General features: G+C 37.7%; 3 protein-coding genes. All 3 read left to right on the top strand.

The features are described 5' to 3' along the window. On the top strand, positions 1 to 3,047 hold a 3,047-nt coding region (locus AC1WHX_RS08445; RefSeq protein WP_481229143.1), incomplete at its 5' end, for a SusC/RagA family TonB-linked outer membrane protein. A gap of 16 nt (positions 3,048 to 3,063) precedes the next feature. Next, positions 3,064 to 4,806, top strand: coding sequence for a SusD/RagB family nutrient-binding outer membrane lipoprotein (locus tag AC1WHX_RS08440; RefSeq protein WP_303116695.1), 1,743 nt, complete (start codon positions 3,064 to 3,066; stop codon positions 4,804 to 4,806). Between the two features lie 42 nt (positions 4,807 to 4,848). After that, a partial coding sequence (locus tag AC1WHX_RS08435) for an endo-beta-N-acetylglucosaminidase (protein WP_481229142.1) occupies positions 4,849 to 8,375 on the top strand: 3,527 nt, incomplete at its 3' end.

Genomic DNA, 8,375 nt, shown 5'->3' with positions numbered 1-8,375 from the left:
TTTATTTATATACTAAACATAAAAAAGAACAAACTCCAGTTCATAAAGATAATCCTCAAAAAAAAATCATTAAAGGTTGCGTCACCGACTCTTCCGGGGAACCCCTTATTGGAGTAAGCGTTTCGGTAAAAGGAACAACATTTGGAACAGTAACAGACATAGACGGAAATTATACTTTAACTGTTCCGTCTGGATACAATGACATCCAATTTTCCTATGTCGGCTTCAAAACCGAGCTACATTCAATTTCTTCTGACGGGAATTTAAATATTAGTCTTAACGAAGATACCCAAGCTATTGATGAAGTTGTCGTTACTGCTTTAGGTATTAAACGAGAAAAGAAAATGTTAGGGTATTCTATACAAGAACTAAAAGGGGATGAACTAAACAAAACCGGGGATCCTTCAGTCACAGGAGCTCTACAAGGAAAAGTCGCTGGTATACAAATGAACATATCCGGTACCGGCCTTAATGGTTCTACCAAAATAACAATTCGAGGAAACAGTTCTCTGACGGATAACAACCAACCATTATGGGTTGTTGACGGAGTCCCCTTTAACGATAACAGCAGCTCATCTGCATCTCTATATGGAGGTATTGACAGAGGAGGAGCTTCGGTCGACATCAATCCGGAAGATATTGAATCCATATCCGTATTAAAAGGTCCAAACGCTGCTGCACTTTACGGTTCTAGAGCTGGTAACGGCGTTATTCTGATCACAACTAAAAGCGGTACACGTAAAGAAGGGTTCGGAATCAACTATACCGGAAGCTTTACATGGACACACGTTTCAGAGACATTACATCGTCAACAACTTTACGGTCAAGGAATCGATGATAAATACACCCAATCAACACCCTACAGTTTCGGTGCAAAACTAGATGGGCACGAGTATGTAGCATGGAACGGTGAAACAATGCCTTATTCAAATTATACCGACACTTTTGATGATTATTTTAATACCGGATTCTCTCAATCCCATAATGTTTCGCTCGGGAATGTTACAGATAAGTCAAATTACAGGCTTTCTATCGGAAGTCTCAATAGCAACGGGCTATTTCAAGGAGAGAATCTAAAAAAAATAAATATCGACTTAAAAGCCGGTACTACAATTAATAAATTTCTAAGTCTGGATTCTAAAGTCTCTCTTTCAAAAACCAAAGCCGAAAATCGGCCTTTTAACGGAAAAAATGGAGAAATATACCAGTTATTAATGCTTCCGGCAAATATCAGGTTAACAGACCTGCAAAAATATTATACTGCGGATAAAATGCACGTAAACTGGTATGGTCCTCAAGAAGATGTATTAAATCCTTATTACGTAAACAACCAACTTTCAAATCTTGACGATAGGTGGAGAGCTTTCGGCTACTACAGCATGAAAATCAATTTTACACCCTGGTTACATGCAACGGCAAAATATGCATTCGACTATTACCGTACCAAAATAGAAGATACAAACCGTACGAACGGTACATCAGAAATCGTTCTGCAAGACCGATTCAATAAAGGTGAAGAAAATTTTTTCGAACAAAATGCAGAATTCATGATACTCGGAGATAACCAATTAAACCCTGACTTCAGATTGGGATACTCTATAGGGGGTAATATCATGTATCAAAGCCAAGAAGCATTGATGACCAGCGGACAAAATATGCCTATAAAAGATCACTGGTTTTTAAATTATGCAGACAAGACGCTCGCAAACCAATCTTTTAAAGAAAAAGCCGTCCGTTCAATTTTCGCCACAGCCCAATTGTCATTCAAAGAATATTTATCTCTTGACCTGACTGCACGAAACGATTGGTCTACAACTGTAAAAGACTCATATTTTTATCCCTCGGCAAGTTTGAGTTTTATTATTTCCGATTTTATAAAATCGACCAACTATAATGTTCCATCCTGGCTGACATTCGCCAAACTGCGGCTCTCTGCGGCTCAGGTAGGAAAAGATACCGAACCCTATACATCTCTCAATTACATGGGATGGACACAATCTTTTGAAGGGCCATCGATTATTTCGGACAAAACAAAAGCGAACCCAGACGTCAAGCCAGAAATTTCTACTTCATACGAGATAGGAATAGATGCTCGCTTCTTCGACAATAGATTAGGATTAGACTTTACTTGGTATCACAGCATGACTAAAAATCAGATCATGAAAGTTCCTACGTCCGGAGCATGGGAATCGAAATGGATAAACGCCGGTCGCATATTAAACAAAGGTATCGAACTTATGGTATATGCAACTCCTGTCAAAACTAAAGATTTCAATTTTGATTTGAATATCAACCTGTCTCACAACCGCTCTATTGTAAAAGAATTGCACGAATCGGCTAAATACATGGAATTTAAAGGCGAAGATAAATTATTAGTCAGAGTAGGAGCCGAAGAAGGAGGTCTTCTCGGAGATATCTATCCCATCATAACTTATCTGAAAGATGCAAATGGTAATATTTTAGTTGAAGACGACGGCAGACCTAAAAAAGGATATAACAAAAATCGAGAAAAAATAGGAAATATTCAACCGGATCTTTTAATGTCTGTTACACCCACATTTTCATACAAAAATATCTTTCTCTCCGCTCTATTTGATATGAAATTCGGAGGAGATATCGTTTCTGTTTCAGAAGCAATTGCAACATATTATGGTACTGCCCAAAGAACAGAAAAGCGGGATAATTTGATTTTTCCTGGAGTTCACGATGATGGAACACCAAATACACAAGCCATCTCAGCACGTCAATATTATCAATCGATAGGAGGAGAACAAGCTGTTGCCGAAGAATTTATTTATGATGCTTCTTTTATAAAATTAAAAGAAATCTCTTTAGGATATAGTTTTCCAAAACAAATATTAAAGAAAACACCATTTACTGCATTAAAGGTATCCTTTGTAGGACGTAATCTCTGTTATTTATTAAAACACACACCGGGAACAAGTCCTGAAGGCGGATTTGACACCTCCATGTTTTCCCAAGCAATAGATTTCACCTCAGTTCCTTATTCCCGCACATTAGGCTTTTCAGTAAGTGTCGGTTTCTAATTTTAATTTACATATTATGAATACACAAAAAAAAATATACAAAACATTTTTCTCGTCATTATTTGCAGGCATAACACTACTAACGGCCTCTTGTATCGATGATTTTTCCGGAATGAATATCAACCCGTTAAATCCACCTATCATACAAAGTGATATTGATGACGGTGCTACCGATATTGATTTGGGAGAAACAATTGACCCTACCGAACTCGCATCTCTAAAAGCGGGGAAAGACGGCATGGGACTATTATTCCGCCAGTTCAGTTATGAAGGAATCTATAATAATTATCAAATAACAACAAATCTCACTCACGATATTTATTGTGGCTATTTTGCCAACAACTGTCCCGGATTTTCGGAATTATCTCCTAATTACACTTATACAGACAATTGGTCTGCTGCTCGCTGGAATCATTTTTACAAAGATCGCAGTTCGGAATATGCAACAATGATAAGGACATTTTGGTATGTTGACAGAGATGCATACAAAAATGCATTCTATATAGTTCGCATTTATTATGCCTTTCTCGCATCTTGTATGACCGATACTTACGGAGACATGCCGTTCAGTGCCTATATCAAAGGTCTGAGTGTTCCTGAACAAGTACCATATAATACTCAAGAAAAAATATATGATATGATTTTCAGAATATTAGAACAAGCTGCAAACAATATTGTTCCCGGAGCATGCTCCTTTAATTTTGGGAATGATGATCGATGTTATGGCGGAGATGAAGGAAAATGGATTCGATTTGCCAATACACTACGGTTAAGATTGGCTTTGCGTATATCTAATATCGACCCTGAAAGAGCCGAAAAAGAAGCTGTTGCCGCAATGACCCACCCGGGTGGCCTAATGGAATCTTCAGATGATAATATGCGTACAATTCCTAAATACGCACCAATCGCTTTAGGTGGACAAGATGCCGGCGGAGATGAAAACATTTATGCGTTATGCAGTTTCAAATATACCGATGTATGCATGTCCAAAGATTTGGAACTCGCATATAAAAACATTAGTTCTTTCAGAGACCCTCGCCTGGCTATCTCATGGTATCACCCTACCCCAAAAGAAGCGTTGGAAATGGATATCGAATTTGAAGATGTCGATTTTAGAGGTTGCGAAATTGGAAATGCTTCCGAAATTAAAGACGATGCAGAACCTTACTCTGTATTACGCTGTAACTTTAAAAACGGTAAAGTAAATGAAGATCAATATTGGTTCGGATACAGTAGAGAATCCGTATGGTTAAGTTATGCTGAATGTCAGTTCCTGTTAGCCGAAGCATCTTTACGAAAATGGAATGGAGCTTTTGATTCTCCACAAAACTATTTCGAAGCCGGAATACGCGAATCATTACGTTATTACCATATCCCGGAATCTGATATAAATAACTATATCAAAGGTCTGATCATCTATTCCGATCCAGAACAAAATCCATTCATAACGATGGATAAAGAAGGAATGTTAGAACAAATCATTACACAAAAATGGTTAGCCATATTCCCAAACGGCAATGAAGGTTGGGCGGAATTCAGACGTACAGATTATCCAAAACTAATGAATCCTGTCAATATGAGTACGGTAGATGTTCCTAAAAATAAGTTTATCAAAAGAGTCAGATATCCACAGGATGAAATAGATTACAATCGGGAAAATATTCCTGCCGACATAAATCAAGGAAGTCGTGTTTGGTGGGACATAATGGATACCAACGATGATTCGGGAAAAAGGAATACTCCAAATAACTTCAGATAATACCTCAATAATGAAAAATACAATCTTATAAATATGATATTTATGAAAAAAAAGATTCTTTTATTCGCTATCCTTTCACTATTCCTTATGAATAGCCAGGCGCAGCAACCTTTCAGCGGATGCTGGCAACTCAATTTCCTAAAAGATTGGACTCCGCAAAAAGATGTCGATGCCAAATTCAACCGGAGCACAGTAAAATTGCAAGATCGTTTTCAAGATAATACGATAAAAGCAAACAATTACCAATTTTATGACGGACAAGTAGCTGCATGTCTAACCATGAATCCATCTTGTAGCCAGACACCATCCCAAGACGCCAGAAACTTCATAGGTTACAACCCTACTTATTGGCAATATCTCGACTTATTGATCTGGTGGGGAGGTTCAGCAGGAGAAGGTATCATTATGCCCCCGTCTGCTCCTGTTACAGACATTGCCCATATTAATGGAGTAAAAGTATTAGGACAGGTATTCTTCCCGACCAGAACTCATGGCGGTGCTCCTGAATGGGTACAAGAATTTCTGTCCATCGAAAACGGGAAATATCTTTATGCCCAAAAACTGTATGAAATTGCCGAATATTATGGTTTCGACGGCTGGTTTATCAATCAAGAAACCGAAACGTCGGGGACAACTCCTGCTCAGTGGAAAGATTTCATGGACTCATTCCTGTCTATAGCACGAAGCAACGGACACCCCGAAATGGAAATGCAATGGTATGATGGTAGCACATCTATCGGATCTTACGAAGATATGGTAAAACTCCCCGGCGTATCATACATGCTTAATTACGGTAGCGCAACAAGTTCCAACATTTCATCGCAAACTTCTATACTAAAAAAAGGAGGAATTTCTGACACCGATATATTTAAGAAATTATACTTCGGTGCAGAAATCGCACAAAGCGGATTAAGTTCGACAAATGCTGCCGCATTCCAGGCTCTATATCCTCAAAACGGCCATGCCGGTTCTATCGATTTATTTAATCCCGAAGAAGTAAACTGGAAAAAAGTCGTTGAGAATTTACTAAACAACGGTTCGGGTTTTGGATATGTTGCTTATACAGCCATGGAAAATGTTTTCAGAAATGAAGACCGTTTCTGGACTAACCTTGCAAATGACCCGTCTGATGTCAGTGCCCGTAATTCTTACGATTCATGGCCAGGATTAGCCAATGCTATTATGGAAAGATCTGTAATCCAATCTAAGCCGTTCGTAACCACATTCGGTACTGGTCAAGGAAAAGGATTCTATATTAACGGAGTAAAATTAAGAACAGTCGATTGGTATCATCGCGGTATGCAAACAATAATGCCGACATGGCGCTGGTGGATAGACTGCCCCTCTGGAAATAAAAAAGACCTAACCGTAAAAATCAACTGGGATGACGTTTACAATATCGGCTCAAGTTTATCCATTTCAGGAAAACTTGTTGCAAATACCAATTATTTGATGCGATTATACAAAACCCATATCCTTGCAGCTAACGGAGATAAATTTCAACTGATTTATAAAAAAAACGGGAATGAAAAACTAGAGTTAAAAGTCGGTATTTCAGAAAATGCCAACTCTTTTACTACGTTCTCCATCGACGAAACATCAAAAGTCAACGGATGGTCGGTTGCTGAGGTAGATCTGTCATCTTTAAATAACAAAACCATCTCAATTATTGCTTTGAATATTCGTTCAGAATCAGGAACGAGTAATTTTAGTCTTTCGTTGGGTCAATTAGGAATCATTCCACAAAACTACGCTCCAGCAATTGCCCCGGTCAAAAATTTAAAAACAGAAAAACCTCTCACCCAATTCGGTGGTGACTTACGTCTTACTTGGGATGCTGAAAATTTCGAAAACATTCATCACTTCAATATTTATATCGATAAAGATGGAAACAAAACATTAGAAGGACAAACCCGCAGTGAAGGGTTCTATATACCGAATATCATGCGTACTGCAATAACAGGAAATTCGGTCAGAGCCTATATTGTCACTGTCTCAAAAGAGATGAAAGAAGTTGCTGAAGCTTATATAGACATACCCCTTCCTGAACAAACCGCACCTGAAATAACAATCAAAGTCAACAAAACTTTAGCAGAAATAGGTTCTGAAATCACAGCAGAAGCAAAAGCAGAAGGCTATTCTTTGAAATATAATTGGACAACCCCAGAAGGAGCGACTTTAGTTCGAACAACCGGTAATAAAGCAATTTTTAAATTCGATAAAGAAGGATTTTATGATATTACTGTTGCCGTTACAAATAATATAGGAACAAGCACTAAAACTGAACAAAAATTAGTACAAATCACGGCAAATGCTGATCTGGAAGTAGTAAGTGTAGGCAAAACTATTGATTCTCACAGCGGTTCTATCATAAATGAACATCCGGGATATATTGTCGATGGAGAAGTTCCGTCAGGTACAGCAAACATACACAACAAATGGTGCTTCGGAGGACGTGAACATTGGGTAATAATCGACCTTGAACAAAGCTATAAATTACAAGCATTCAAAATTTTCGACTGTGGTAATCTCGAAGATAAATCGGGAAATATTTCTAACTACAAAATTTATCTCAGTAAAGATAAAGTAGATTGGAAACTTGTCGTAGATGAAAAAAACAGATATGAAGACAACACCAAAGAAGATTATATAAGACCTCAAGTCGCACGTTATGTCAAATTCGAAATATATGATTCAAAACCTATTACCATCCGTATTTGGGAATTCGAAGCTTTGGCTATACCCAATGATGGTCCTAAAATCGAAATACCGGAAAATATTGAAATGAATTTGAAAGATACGCAACTGGTGAACATTCCTATCTCTCTCGGAAACTACAATAAAGAAAACAATTTCAATATCGAAGTAATACCTTCTGGAAATACAGTAAAAACAGAAATAAACGAAATAAACGAAACTTCGGTAAAAGTAAATCTTACCGCCACTGCTGTTGGAGAATCGGACATTACAATCCACTTAACCAACGGAGATTGGGAATGTACCGAAACTTTTAAAGTAAGAGTAAATGATCCCTCTTTAAGGAATTTACTATTATGGGAAGAAGCTGATACCTATGAAGGTTCTCAGTTATCTCATACAGGATTACTTACCGATAACAACAAAACAACGGCTTGGAAACCAGGTTATTCTACGGCAGAATATGATCGTAGTGCAATCGTTAATGTCTGGGATACCTATGAATTTCATCAATTCGGATTAACTTTCAGTGGTAACTATTTACCCAATGAGGTAAAATTATATGTAGGAGACGGAGACACTTTTGAAGAAGTTTATACACTAAACGATGTAAAAAACGAAAATATCGTTTACCTACCTAAACCTGCCATAGGGTCATGCGTAAAAGCTGCTGTAAATATAAAACGTTATGCTAAACTGGAGTTCTGCGAATTTGAAGCTTACGGTAAAGAATATGATTCTTCTTCTACCGACAAAATCGAAGAAAAAAATACCGAAATTACAGTATTTCCCAATCCCGTCTTTAAAGGGGATAACTTGAAAATTCAATGCACCGGATATAACGACATCAGCCTATACTCGGCCTTAGGGAC

The organism is Coprobacter sp., from assembly GCF_982436375.1.
This window is presented reverse-complemented; position numbering and strand designations above follow the sequence as displayed.

Bases quoted from the DNA above. Each gene is read 5' to 3' on its own strand.
- AC1WHX_RS08440 (WP_303116695.1), top strand. From the start codon at position 3,064: ATGAATACACAAAAAAAAATATACAAAACATTTTTCTCGTCATTATTT.